This is a genomic window from Salinivibrio kushneri (assembly GCF_005280275.1).
GTDB classification, from domain to species: Bacteria; Pseudomonadota; Gammaproteobacteria; order Enterobacterales; family Vibrionaceae; genus Salinivibrio; species Salinivibrio kushneri.
On record NZ_CP040021.1, the window covers coordinates 1,986,718 to 1,998,753 of the forward strand.

Consider the following 12,036-nt stretch of genomic DNA (forward strand, 5'->3'; position numbering starts at 1 on the left):
CTGTTCAAAGCGGCTTTTCACGTTTTAAGTATCAGAACGCGTTAGGCTTCTTCTTCTGCCATATGTGCCGCGATCGTTTCACGGTTACTAAACCATAAGCCACCGCACTCACGTCCGTATTGCTTGACCCTATCGCCAATCATGGGGTGCTGGTTATTGGCCACCATCTCCCGTAAATCACTGTAGAAACTCAATGCGTTCTCACAGGCACGGCGATCCATAAAGTAATATCCGCCCACACGCGAATAAATCTGACGCATGCCATTAATGGTTAACACATACACCTTGTTGCCAGAAAAGTGCGCCATGCCTTGGAACAAACGATAGTCAAAGTGATTAAACGCGCGCCCCATACATATGCGCTCACACAAGGCGGGATCTTGCTTACCGTATTTGTCCTGGATCTTTTTAACGTCTTTTAAGACTTCATCTTGTTCATCGATGAGCCCCAAAAACTGCTCAAAGCGTTCGCACTCAAGCACTTGCTCACAGCGTTTAATCACATGGTCAATCAGGTTTAAGCAATCATCAGCACGGTTTTTTGCCGCATAGCGCATGTACACGCCACTGATGTCGGTGCGCGCCGCGAGTAAGTCCTCAAGTACGCCATGCACATCTTGCCCCTCTAGGGTGACCAGGGTATCGAGAATACTCAGCCCCGACGTACGCATATAATCATTCACACGTGTGGGTTTGCCATGTTGAATGGTTAACCAGCCATCACGCGCCAAGCGTTGCAACACTTCACGTAAGGTGGTGCGAGTGACCCCAATCAGTTCAGACAGTTCACGCTCTGCAGGTAAAATGGAGCCTTTAGGAAAGTGATTATTCCAAATACTTTCAATTATATATTTTTCAGCAAATGTTGCTGGGCTATCCGCCTTTATAACCATTGAATCTAAATTCCAATTTGCTTCTTGCTCTGATTAATAACTCATCATACCACCAGACGCCATCAGCAGAAACCGCTGAGTGAGATCACCGGATATCGCGTGACATCTGCTATCTTTTTGTACCAGATCAATGAAAAACTGGGCATAAATCGCAAAACTAACCCATACAAGATGTAACAAAATATGTCTGAGGCAAACTAGCGCACACTTATTCGTGACAAGACTATCCATCCACGCATTGTGAACCATGCGTCCCGATGAGCCTTGGTCACTGATATCTGTCATCCTCATACTGTGCCCATGCAGCCGTTCGCCGATGGCGCGTTTGTGTTGGTGCACGAGACTCGCCCATCCGCGCCCTAGGTAGGCATAGATAACAATGAGACTTTCACTATGGCGAAGACCATGACACTCAGAACTGCGTTTCTTAAGAATTTTCTCGGCAAAGCCCCCGATTGGTACAAATTAACCATTGTTGGCTTTTTAATTCTCAACCCAATTGTTTTCGCGATCGACCCTTTTATCGCTGGTTGGCTCTTGGTGGTCGAGTTTATTTTCACCCTCGCGATGGCCTTGAAATGCTACCCACTGCAACCCGGTGGCTTATTGGCGATTGAAGCGGTCGCCATTGGCATGACCAGCCCCGCGCAAGTCAAACACGAATTAGTGGCCAACGTTGAAGTCCTGTTGCTCCTCGTCTTTATGGTGGCGGGGATCTATTTTATGAAACAGCTATTGCTGTTTATTTTCACCAAAATCCTGTTGGGCATTCGATCCAAGATAGCCTTGTCATTGGCCTTTTGTGGCGCGGCGGCGGCGCTCTCCGCCTTTTTGGATGCCTTAACCGTGATTGCCGTGGTGATCAGTGTTGCCGTCGGTTTTTACGCCATTTACCACCGCGTGGCGTCCGGGAAAGAGTTCGGCGCTAACCATGATCATACCTCAGATGAAAGCTTAAGCGACGAGCTTAGCCGCAACGATTTGGAAAATTATCGAGCGTTTTTGCGCAGCCTATTGATGCATGCTGGCGTGGGTACCGCATTGGGCGGGGTGATGACCATGGTCGGCGAGCCGCAAAACCTGATCATTGCCGACCAAGCTGGTTGGCATTTTGGTGAGTTTATTTTACGTATGGCACCGGTCACGCTGCCGGTTTTCTTTGCTGGCTTGCTAACCTGTGCGCTGGTCGAGAAGTTTGCTTGGTTCGGTTATGGCGCACACCTGCCGCAAAATGTATTAAAAATATTGGTAGAGTACGATAACGCACAGCGAGCAAAACGCACGCCTCAAGACATCGCCAAGTTGGTGGTGCAAGCGCTGATTGCGGTGTGGCTAATCACCGCATTGGCTTTACATTGGGCCGCGGTCGGTTTAATTGGCCTAAGTATCATTATCCTTGCCACCGCGTTTACGGGCGTTGTTGATGAACACCATATCGGCAAAGCCTTTGAGGAAGCGCTACCGTTTACTGCGCTATTGGCGGTCTTTTTCTCTGTGGTGGCAGTGATCATCGACCAACACCTGTTTGCACCTGTCATCGACATGGTGTTGTCGCTGGAAGGTCACCTGCAACTGACCATGTTTTATATCGCCAATGGCCTGCTTTCCATGGTGTCAGACAACGTGTTTGTCGGCACCGTGTATATCAACGAGGTGAAAACCGCCCTGCTCAATGGCGTGATTGGCCGCGAGCAGTTCGATATGTTGGCGGTTGCGATTAACACAGGCACCAACTTACCCTCGGTCGCCACGCCCAATGGCCAAGCGGCTTTCTTATTCTTACTGACTTCCACACTCGCGCCGCTGCTGCGCCTTTCTTACGGGCGTATGGTATATATGGCGTTGCCTTATACCATTGTCATGGGGGTACTGGGGGTGATTGGCATTGAGTTTTTCTTGGTGCCTGCGACCGAGTGGATGCTACACCAAGGTTGGATTTCCGAAACCATCCATATGACTCAGCAAGCCATACCGAGCGCTCACTAACGCATTTCTATCATTGACCTTAGTCTCAACAAACGATTGAATAGCAAGGCTCTCAATATAGGGCCTTGTTTTTTATCAGGAGTGAGTTATGTGGCGCGCCTTAAACCAGTTTTCTCGCAGCCGAGCGTCCTGGCTGTTGTTGCTTCTATGTGTTGTGGGGCTGGAAGCCACCGCGCTTTACTTTCAACACTATCAAGGGCTGGCACCTTGTGTGATGTGTATTTATGAACGCGTTGCCCTATTAGGGATTGGCGTGGCTGCCTTGTTGGGTTTAATCGCGCCTAACGACCCTTTTTGGCGCACACTTAGCTTGCTTGGCTATGGCGCCACAGCCGGGTGGGCGCTAAAGCTCTCGTTAGAGCACGTGAGTTATCAATTTCCTGATCCAAACCAATTGTTTGGTGCCACCTGCGATGTGGCGGTGAACTTCCCTGCTTGGGCGCCACTCAACCAATGGCTGCCCTCCGTCTTTGAAGCCTACGGTGATTGCAGCAAGGTGGTGTGGCAATGGCTAGGCTGGTCGATGCCTCAATGGCTCGTGGGGATCTTTTCCGCGATGTTGCTTGTCTGGGTGTTAGTGGTAATTGCCCAGTTTATTGGCCGCCCTCCACGCCGCATTTTTTCATAACGGCGGGTGACGGATTGTGCAAGATAGCGTCGGCTTTATCGGCGCTTTCGCTCCTTGCTACGCGGTTGAACCGCTCACACAGCACCTTGATTAAGGGACGATCTGCGCCACTAAAAACCCCAGCATCGAGGCGACGAGGCTCACTCCAATAGATGGCCTGATGTTGATGTAGCATGGGCGGTCCATCAAGGATGTCACACCAAAAACTGCACAATAAGATCACCTTGTCACCGTAATCGAACTCGGTTTCTACAATCGGCGCCCCAACATGGATATCCACCCCAAATTCTTCACGCCACTCGCGCTTGAGAGCCTGCTGGTCAGTCTCGCCTTGCTCGACTTTGCCACCCGGAAATTCCCACCAGCTAATAAACTGCGTATCCGGTTGGCGTTGTGCCACCAACACTTGGTGATCTTGGGTCGCCACACCGGCGACAACACGTATCGGAGAGGATTGTTTTGACGGCTTCATCTGATTAACGCCCACAGCATTTTTTGAACTTGGCACCACTGCCACATGGGCAAGGATCGTTGCGGCCTATCGACTTAAATGGATTGACCTGGTGCGCACCATGCGTGCCTTGTTGCGCTTCATCCGCCGCTTTCGCCACCTCCTGGATCATTAAGTCCAGTTGTTCCATATATTGGCCCGGCTCAACATCAATGCCGACCTCTTTCATCTGCGCTAATGTGCCTGCTTCATCGTGTAGCAGCAGCATGCTGGTGACTAAGGCGGATAGCATCCGGCGACTGCCATCATTGAGCGTCACCTCGTGCCAGTGCGGCTCAACATAGGGCCACACCGCTAAAAATCCCTCGGCGAAAGCTTGGGCGTGCTCACCGCGCATCGACAACATTAAGCTATCCGGCAATACATAATCATTACGCATTAGGGCGTGATATTGCTGCTCAAGGTGCGCCAGCACCACCTGCTTATCGTCTTGATTGAGGCTAACGACCTCCCCATCTTCTTCAACCCCTGCAGTCACTAGCACCGACAGCCAGGTATCAGGATCTAAAGGAGCCGGACATATATTCGCGGCCAGGAGGGCACCTTCAATAAAACTGGCGGGCATCCCCTCCCAGTGTTCAGAGAGTGTCACTAGTGTTGACATAAACTTTCCTGTGTCATGAATTCTGTTTGTTGACGTGCGTTATCGAGTGCACGGACTATCTCATCCGCGCGCTTAAGAACGCGAATCACCTTAAAGCAGGCATCTGCCTGGGGGTAATATTGGCGCAAATACTTAAACCATTGCTTAATGCGGTTAGGGAAATACTGCGCCTTATCACCTTGGCGTTCTTGCTCGGTATAGCGAATCAGCAATGCGAGCACGGCAGGCCAAGGCATGGGCGCGACGTTATCACGGATATGCTGACCGAGATTAGGCATATTTAACGCGCCACGACACACCATTAAGGTGTTGCAGCCGGTGAGGGCTTGGCAGCGCAGCGCATCCTCACGGTGCCAAATATCCCCATTGGCCGTGACGGGGATGGGCAGGTGTTGATTAATGTCAGCAATTAAATCCCAACGAATAGTGCCCGCTTTGTAGCCATCGCGTTTAGTGCGCCCGTGTACCACCAGCTCATCCGCCCCTGCGTCGGCCACCGCTTCGGCAATGAGCAAGTAATCATCAAGATCATTAAAGCCAAGACGCATTTTGGCGCTCACCGTATGAGCCGGATCAACCGCCTCTCTCACTGCTTTGACCACATCAAACATATGCTCTGGGGTTTTAAGTAGCGCTGCCCCACCACGGTTGCCATTGACGGTTTTCGATGGGCAGCCAAAATTAATATCAATCCCTTGCGAGCCCAGTTCGATCGCACGCACCGCGTTACCCGCCATTGCATGAGGATTTTGACCCAATAGCTGTACGCGAACCGGGGTTCCCGCGGTGGTGAAGCCCCCTTGCGCTAACTCCGGACAAAAGCGATAAAAGACTTTTTCCGGCAAGCGTTGGTCGACCACGCGCACAAACTCGGTGACACAGAGACTGTAGTGATTAATCTCGGTGAGCAACTTGCGCATCAAGGGGTCGAGTACCCCTTCCATCGGGCCCAAGACGATATCTGGTGGTGATTGATGTATTTGACTCATGCCATACCTTCGCGATTAAGGCGCGCTATTTTGCCAGCTTTTACACCAAAGCGCAGCTAAGAAAAAAGCCAGTCAAAAAGTGACTGGCTTTCAAATCGTTAGCGACGCCGGTGGAGTTAGCCCTCTGCTCTCGCCGCGTCAACCATGGCTTCTAGCTGCGGGTACGGCAAATAGCCAGGTGCGACCTGCTCGCCAATGATCATCGCTGGGGTACCTCTTAGCCCCAGTTCAACAAAGGCGCGATAGTTTTCTGCGACCGCTTTTCCGGTCATTTCTTTACCTTCCAGCAATGCTTCGGTACCGGTTTTCTTGGCGATTTTCTCTAACGAGCGCGCATCATGCATGCCGCGCTTTTTCATCAATAATTGATGAACCTGCGCAAAGGCCTCCGGTTTTTCCAGCCACACATTCATCGCATACACCGCAGAATTGGTGCCGAGCGATTCGATACTCTGCTGTTTGAGTGGTACGGCAATATTAATCACCTTGACATCATCATGTGCGGCCACCAGTTTCTGTAACTCTTCTTCCAGCTTTTTGCAGTATGGGCAGTTGTAGTCCATAAAGTTCACCACGGTGACTTCAGGGTTCTCTGCGCCAATCCAGCTGTGGGTGTCCGATTCAAACCAGTCACGGCGTGCGGCAAGGTTTTCCTTTAACGTCTTTTGTTGTTCAACAAACTTTTGCAAACTCTGGTTAAGGTTGGCGATCAGTTTGGGGTTCTCTTCCAACAAGCTGACTATGTCATCCAATTGCGCTTGCTCGGTATCGGACAACGCATTCGCGCTGACAGGAAGAGCCAGAAGCAGTAGAGCCCAAAGCGGGGCGATATAGCGAGATAAGGACATCGGGTTTCCTTTTGATAAATGTAAATTCATAACGCTAGCCTTAACCATAGGCCAAGCGGTGTCGTGAAGCCTGTTGTGATTGACGTGATTTTTCCTTGCTCGACCACCATCACGGTAGGCGTCACTTTCACTGAAAACGCTTTAGAGAGGTTTCCATGTTGATCGTTCACCACGGGAAAATCATAACCATGATGAGCAAGGTATCCCGCAATGTGTTTATCTGAGCCTGAGCGTAACGCGATCGAGACTACCTGCGCATGACCACTTAACCAATCTACCGAGGGGGTCACAAAACGGCAGACACCGCACCAGCTTGCCCATACATAGACAAGCACGGGGTCGTGTTGCGACATGGCGATCAAATCCTGCTGGCGGCCATCGAGCAAACGCATCGACTCGACGGGCACCTGACTGGTGTCGATATCGCGGCTTCGCCACCAATCCATCGCGGTACTCGATATCAGCACAAACACGATGAGCCAGCAAATGTCACGCGCACCGCGTTTGATCCGTTGACGCCATGACAGCTTTTTTTGCTTGGCCATCATGGTGTTTTCGCCTGTTCAATCGCCGTCATCACCGCGTTATCGGTCAAAATGACGGGTAAAGCGATCCCTTCAGGCGCACCAGGGCCGTAGACAATATTGAACGGCACGCCATAACGCTGGTGCTCTTGCAAGTATTGGGTCACGGTGTCGCTCGGACGGGTCCAATCACCTTGCATCGCCACCACATTCGGCGCGGTGATGGCGTCATACACGGGGGATTGTAGAATCACTCCCACTTTGTTGGCATGACAGGTAATGCACCAATCCGCCGTCACATCAACAAACACCACTTTGCCCTGATCCACCGCTTGATCGATCGCGGCTTCATCCAGACTCACCCAGTCTGGGTCCGAGTTCAATGGCGTTGCCCACCGCGGCGCTGTCAATGACGCACCAATCAACCCAAGTACAACCACCACGAGCAGCCCAGCTGTCCCTTTAATCGCTGCCAGTTTTCCAAGGGTGCGATATGTTAGCCACACACTGGCAACCAGTAGCAGCGTTCCCACTGCGATAGCGCCAGCAACGCCAAGATATGGCATCCACAACCAGAAGAGCCACATCGTGGTGCCAGCCAGCAATAATGCGAATACCCGTTTGACATGATTCATCCAGGGGCCAGGTTTGGGCAATGCGCGGGTCAGACCAGGAAAAGCGGCAACCAGCAGCCACGGCAGCGCCATGCCAACGGCGAGTGCGGTAAAGATAAGCCACAACGCCGTCAGCGACCCACCTAGCGCATAGGCGACCGCCGTCCCAAGGAAAGGGGCCGAACATGGTGTGGCCAGTAAGGTCGCAAACACGCCTTGAACAAAGTGGCCGCTGGTTGTGTGGCCGCCGCGTGTCGCCATCCAGGTTTGCCAACTGGGCGGTAAATCAATGCGCAGCACATCAAATAAACTCAAGGCAAACAGCCAAATCACCAGCGTCATCACCCCAATAAACAGCGGGCTTTGAAACTGGATCCCCCACCCCACGGCTTGCCCGGTAAGCTTTAATGCCATCAACAGCCCCGCAATCGCCCAAAAGGACACCAGGATCCCCGCCGCTGAGGCCAAAAACTGGCCGCGAATAGCGCCACGTGTCGCTTCTGGATTGGCAACGATACTGTTGAGCTTAAGCCCAAGTACGGGGAGCACACAGGGCATCACGTTGAGGATCAAGCCACCCAAAAGTGCAATACCGCCAATCATCCATATTGATAATCCCGCTTGCGAAACCACATTGCCCGCCTTCACGGTGGTGGCGTGCTCAGCCAGCAGTTGCTTATCCATGACCGTCACTTGAATCGGTTTATCAGTCAGGTTGGGCGTTTCAATCCAATTGGTCACGTCAAACGTGGCGGTCAGGGTGTCGCCATCACGGTGGATACTCGGCACGCCAAAGGTATCATCGATCACCGCCTCCCCATCCACCAGCATATCGGGTTGCTGCCAAGTTTGGTTGCCGGTCACGGTGACCGCGAGCTGTTGTTGATTGGTATCCCACACCGCGGATTCAATCTGCACACTGGGTAGCGGCTTAGGCACTTGGCTCATCGCTTGGTTGAACTGATACATCCGCTCACCATCCGCCTCAAGCGTACTCGGAGTAAAATCGAGAGAGATGGGATAATCAGTGATCACACACACACTGGTGCATGAAGACAAGCGCAAGGTGGCATCGAGCGACACCGGCTGTTGCCAGGTTTCAACCTTGAAGGTTAGTGGGAAGGTCACTTGCCCTTTGTAGCCCAACATGGTCAGGCCAAGTAGCTCGTGGCGCTTCGGTGCTGGCCAATGCCAGGTAATATCGTCCAGGTTTTGGCTGTCATTGATAATCAGCTCTGGAGCGACCCCGCCCTCGCCTGGCGAGCGCCAATAGGTTTTCCAATCGCCTTGCAAACGGATAGAAAGTAACCCATCGAGGCGCAGAGTGTCTGGACTCCCTTGCCCAGTTAACGCTATACGCGCCGTGACCGGCGGGTGGTCAGGATTAGTGAGCCAGCCGGTATCTGGGGCATTGGCGCGAGCAGTCGGAGTGAGTAACAATAAGCACAATAACAGCAGCGGTAGCAAGACCCAAGCTTGCCAAGCGCGCCCTTGTTTAACAGTGTGCCAATAGTGATTGAGTCGATTCATAAGTCTGTTCCTTGTTAAGAATAAATACGCTATTTAGGAAGCAGGCGCTTTATTCTCGGAACACACAAAAGCAAAGATGCCGTCGTCGATAGGTCGGTGGATCGTGAGTGGGTAAGGTGATCGATACACTAACGGTCGCCATCACCGCCAGTAGCACAATCAGCCACCAAAGTGGTGACGGTAGCCAGTCTAATGCCAACGCAGACGGATGCATCAATTGCTCGGAAAGCGAACATTTTTTACCCAGTGCGCTTTTTGCGTCCTCGGCGTCACCAATACTGACTGCTTGGCAAACCGCTTGCGCCCCTGATTGCCAGCTCAGTTGGTTTTGCAAGGCACACACTGCTAGAACCCATAACGCAATCGCGAGGGCCCAGCCAGCTTTTGAACGACGCGTGTACCTTTGCATTCCACCTCCTGTCGAGTTGGCGATCATTATGCCCAACAACAAAAATTAAACAATAAGTGAGTCTGCACCACAGGGTGACAAGGCGCTGGAGTTATCGCGGTTGTTGAGTTAACTGGATATGATCTTCCCAATCAATCACATCAATTTCGTACACCACGCTGTCTTTGACCGAGATCCCTGCTTTGTGCATCGCCGCTTTTGATCCTGTGATCAAAGGATGCCACTCGGGCAAGGGTTTATTTTCGGCCAGCAAGCGATAGGCGCAGGTTTCCGGCAACCAATAAAACTCATCAATTTTATCGCGGGTAAGCTTCAGGCATGACTCTTCATACGAAAAGCGGTTGGGGTAATCTTTGCACGAGCAGGTTTGATCATCGAGCAAACTACACGCCACATTGGTGTAGTAAAGCTCATCGGTCTCTTCATCAATTAATTTGTGTAGGCAGCAGCGGCCACAGCCGTCACAGAGTGATTCCCACTCCTCATCACTCATTTGTGCCAAGGTTTTTTGTTGCCAAAAAGGCGTGCTCATGATGCTTCATCTCTTTTTTATTGCCGTCTATTCACGGCAACGACATTGCGCGCTTGTTATAACCATCATAGGCCTAAAGTGCAAGCAAGCCTTTGTATGGCTTGGATAGTGCAAAAGTGAGTGATAGAGTGCCCGACTTTGCACCTTGACGGAGGCCATGATTATGCCCACTGCATCGCCATTTTCGTGCCGCCTTGGCTGTGGCGCGTGCTGTATCGCTCCTAGCATTTCGTCACCTATCCCTGGTATGCCAAACGGTAAGCCCGCTCACACTCGTTGTGTGCAGCTAGATGATCGCAACCTCTGCAGGCTGTTTGGCTCTGAGGCCCGCCCCAAGGTGTGTGCCGCGTTCGATGCGGATCCCGAGGTATGTGGCAACTCATACCAGCAAGCGCTCGACAACCTGATTTATCTGGAAGCGGCGACATAAAAAACGCTGGCTTGTCTCAGCCAGCGCTATATCTATCAGCGTATTATCACCGCGAGCTTGTTAGCTTTGAATGCCCACAATTAGCCAAGGCGCATTGGGCTGGCGTAGGTCACGCTCTAGGTGCCAGATATCGGTAATATCTTCTTCGACCCCCTCCACGCGATCACAATAACGGCCGGTGAATTTTAAGCTCAATTGTGCCATGCGGCTGTCATAATCGGCGCGAACAATCTCGGCATCCACATACATGACTTCAGTATGTTGTTCACTCCCCAATCGTGCACGCTCGGCAGCCAGATCGTTATAAAGCTCAGGCGTCACATATTCTTGGATTTTATCCAACTCATTATGGTTCCACGCACCTTGCAAAATCCGATAGTGCTCACGGGCACCGCTCAAGAAACTTTGCATATCGAACTGAGGCGGGAAGTTAAATGGCACATCATTGTTTGTGGCACCAAACCCACTCGATGACGCACCGGCAGCTGTCGGAGCCTCTTGTCTAAACGCATGAGGCTGCTCATGGTAATAGCCTTTATTTTGTCCCGCGTACGCTGGCCCTTGCGCCTGTGCGCCCGCTTTGGCTTGGGTCAGTCCGCGGAGAAACTTCATCGCAAAGTAAGCAATGACACCCAAAATCAAGATGTCCATAAATTGGATACCTTCAAAGGCACCGCCGAAGAAAGCGGCCAGTAAACCACCGGCGAGCAAACCGCCGAGTAGCCCCCCCGCGAGTCCTTTTTTACTGGTTTTCGAGGTGTTCTGTTTAAGGGTATTAGTATTAGTGGTGTTATTTTTTGGCGCAGGCGCGGTTTTAAAGCTCTTACCAAAAGACTTACCACCGCCGAAGCGTTTCGCTTCTGCGTAGGGCGCTGTCACAACAAAGACAAACATCAAGGCGGCAACAGAGAATAATTTTTTCATTATCGCATCATCTGTGGTTTTAGACCGTTATCATGCTAGAGTCTCTGGTGATGAAGTCAATTGGCAAAGTGGGAAGAATTGTTACCAAACGTCATCTAGACACCCCTGTTTTGTCGTCAGTAGGAACCATTTGCCACGCTGGGACTCCAAGCCATTAGTATTCTTTCACTGCAATAGGACCAAGCCATGAATGATACCCACAGTAAATTTGTTGGTTACTTACTCTGGATCTTTGGTTTTCTCGGATCCCACCGGTTTTACTATGGTAAACCGGTAACTGGCACCCTCTGGTTTTTCACCCTAGGCCTGTTCTTTGTCGGCTGGATTGTGGATTTATTCTTGATTCCCGCCATGGACAAAGAAGCCGATCTCCGTTTTCGCAGTGGCCCTACGGATTTTACCATTGCCTGGCTATTACTGACCTTTCTGGGTGTGTTTGGCATTCACCGTATGTACATGGGTAAATGGATCACTGGCTTTATTTACCTATTTACCGGTGGCTTTTTCTTAATTGGTGTGCTGTATGATTTTTGGACACTCAATGAGCAAGTGTCGATTAAAAACATGCAAAAATTCTCTTAGTCTGCCTTTTTGTCAACTCACTAAATGATGCG

The 12,036-nt window shown here is 51.3% G+C and carries 14 protein-coding genes; 4 read left to right on the top strand and 10 right to left on the bottom strand.

The annotated features are described in order from the left end of the window. Positions 1 to 41 precede the first annotated feature (41 nt). Complete coding sequence (gene fadR, locus FCN78_RS09285) at positions 42 to 893, bottom strand: fatty acid metabolism transcriptional regulator FadR (RefSeq protein WP_077456284.1); 852 nt, start codon at positions 891 to 893, stop codon at positions 42 to 44. Between the two features lie 405 nt (positions 894 to 1,298). On the opposite strand from fadR, the gene nhaB reads away from it, so the two are divergent. Together nhaB and dsbB are read left to right on the top strand one after the other, a co-directional pair. Further along, positions 1,299 to 2,879, top strand: a complete 1,581-nt coding sequence (nhaB, locus tag FCN78_RS09290; RefSeq protein ID WP_077659627.1) for a Na(+)/H(+) antiporter NhaB — start codon at positions 1,299 to 1,301, stop codon at positions 2,877 to 2,879. An 88-nt stretch (positions 2,880 to 2,967) separates the two neighbouring features. Then, positions 2,968 to 3,507: a disulfide bond formation protein DsbB gene (gene dsbB, locus FCN78_RS09295; RefSeq protein ID WP_077650391.1), complete on the top strand. Its 540-nt coding sequence runs from the start codon at positions 2,968 to 2,970 to the stop codon at positions 3,505 to 3,507. Here the strand turns inward: dsbB and FCN78_RS09300 are convergent. From FCN78_RS09300 to FCN78_RS09335, 8 genes are all read right to left on the bottom strand, one after another. After that, entirely contained in the window at positions 3,473 to 3,979 is a 507-nt protein-coding gene (locus tag FCN78_RS09300) for a (deoxy)nucleoside triphosphate pyrophosphohydrolase (RefSeq protein WP_077659614.1), read from the bottom strand. The two genes, dsbB and FCN78_RS09300, sit on opposite strands and share 35 nt — an antisense overlap. Positions 3,980 to 3,983: 4 nt before the next feature. Further along, complete coding sequence (locus FCN78_RS09305) at positions 3,984 to 4,622, bottom strand: YecA family protein (RefSeq protein ID WP_069362034.1); 639 nt, start codon at positions 4,620 to 4,622, stop codon at positions 3,984 to 3,986. Then, a complete protein-coding gene (dusC, locus tag FCN78_RS09310) occupies positions 4,610 to 5,611 on the bottom strand; it encodes a tRNA dihydrouridine(16) synthase DusC (protein ID WP_069362035.1) in 1,002 nt (333 codons plus the stop codon). Before dusC ends, FCN78_RS09305 begins: the two co-directional genes overlap by 13 nt. Positions 5,612 to 5,727: 116 nt before the next feature. Beyond that, the gene (locus tag FCN78_RS09315) at positions 5,728 to 6,459 is read right to left on the bottom strand and encodes a DsbA family protein (protein WP_077659613.1); all 732 of its coding nucleotides are present in this window, start codon (positions 6,457 to 6,459) and stop codon (positions 5,728 to 5,730) included. A 26-nt stretch (positions 6,460 to 6,485) separates the two neighbouring features. Further along, positions 6,486 to 7,007: a protein disulfide oxidoreductase gene (locus tag FCN78_RS09320; RefSeq protein WP_077659612.1), complete on the bottom strand. Its 522-nt coding sequence runs from the start codon at positions 7,005 to 7,007 to the stop codon at positions 6,486 to 6,488. Beyond that, complete coding sequence (locus tag FCN78_RS09325) at positions 7,004 to 9,127, bottom strand: protein-disulfide reductase DsbD family protein (RefSeq protein WP_077659611.1); 2,124 nt, start codon at positions 9,125 to 9,127, stop codon at positions 7,004 to 7,006. Before FCN78_RS09325 ends, FCN78_RS09320 begins: the two co-directional genes overlap by 4 nt. Positions 9,128 to 9,176: 49 nt before the next feature. Then, positions 9,177 to 9,536 (bottom strand): hypothetical protein, encoded by a 360-nt coding sequence (locus FCN78_RS09330; protein ID WP_077456298.1) that lies wholly within the window; start codon positions 9,534 to 9,536, stop codon positions 9,177 to 9,179. Between the two features lie 91 nt (positions 9,537 to 9,627). Continuing rightward, positions 9,628 to 10,068, bottom strand: coding sequence for a YcgN family cysteine cluster protein (locus FCN78_RS09335; RefSeq protein WP_069362038.1), 441 nt, complete (start codon positions 10,066 to 10,068; stop codon positions 9,628 to 9,630). A gap of 163 nt (positions 10,069 to 10,231) precedes the next feature. Here FCN78_RS09335 and FCN78_RS09340 point away from each other — a divergent pair, with 163 nt between their 5' ends. Continuing rightward, positions 10,232 to 10,498: a YkgJ family cysteine cluster protein gene (locus tag FCN78_RS09340; RefSeq protein ID WP_077659626.1), complete on the top strand. Its 267-nt coding sequence runs from the start codon at positions 10,232 to 10,234 to the stop codon at positions 10,496 to 10,498. A gap of 60 nt (positions 10,499 to 10,558) precedes the next feature. On the opposite strand, the gene FCN78_RS09345 is transcribed toward FCN78_RS09340, so the two are convergent. After that, positions 10,559 to 11,422, bottom strand: a complete 864-nt coding sequence (locus tag FCN78_RS09345; protein WP_069362039.1) for a Tim44 domain-containing protein — start codon at positions 11,420 to 11,422, stop codon at positions 10,559 to 10,561. 186 nt (positions 11,423 to 11,608) lie between these two features. Between FCN78_RS09345 and FCN78_RS09350 the strand changes: the two genes are divergently transcribed. Beyond that, entirely contained in the window at positions 11,609 to 12,004 is a 396-nt protein-coding gene (locus FCN78_RS09350; RefSeq protein WP_069362040.1) for an NINE protein, read from the top strand. The last annotated feature ends 32 nt before the right edge of the window (positions 12,005 to 12,036 follow it).